This window comes from Desulfosarcina cetonica JCM 12296 (assembly GCF_001311845.1).
Classification (GTDB): Bacteria; Desulfobacterota; Desulfobacteria; order Desulfobacterales; family Desulfosarcinaceae; genus Desulfosarcina; species Desulfosarcina cetonica.
On the sequence record NZ_BBCC01000557.1, the window covers coordinates 1 to 508 of the forward strand.

Here is a 508-nt window from a genome sequence, read left to right on the forward strand (position 1 = left end):
AGCTCCAGCTTGCCGCTCTCGATCAGCTCGAGCAGGTACTGGGTGATGTGGACCACCTCGAAGTTGGCCATGAACTCGGGGTATTCGTTTTTCAGCGTATGGTAGCAGTGCGGCGAGGAGACCAGGATGCGCTTGACCCCGTTGTCGATGAAGGTCTTGATGTTCTCGCGGGCCAGATTCTTGAAAACGGTCTCGCTGCCGGTCTTGCGGATGCTCTCGCCGCAGCAGTTTTCCTTCTCGCCGAGAATGCCGAAATCGATACCGGCTTTATTGAGGATGTTGGCCGTGGCCACGGCCACCTTTTTCATGCGCGGGTCATAGCTTAAGTAGCAGCCCACGAAATAGAGCAGTTCCATGCCCTCGGCATAGGGCTTGACCGACACCCCGTTACCCTTGGCCCAGTCCCCGCGCTTACCACGGTCGAACTGCAGGGGGTTGCCCTCGGAAATCAGGCTGGAACGCGCCGTGCGGGCCGATTTGACCGAGGCGGGAAAGACCTCGTAGGCCG

General features: G+C 59.3%; 1 protein-coding gene. It reads right to left on the reverse strand.

Annotated elements, in window-relative coordinates:
- Window positions 1–508: (Fe-S)-binding protein (locus JCM12296_RS35565; RefSeq protein WP_172684306.1), on the reverse strand; the 508-nt coding region annotated here is incomplete at both ends.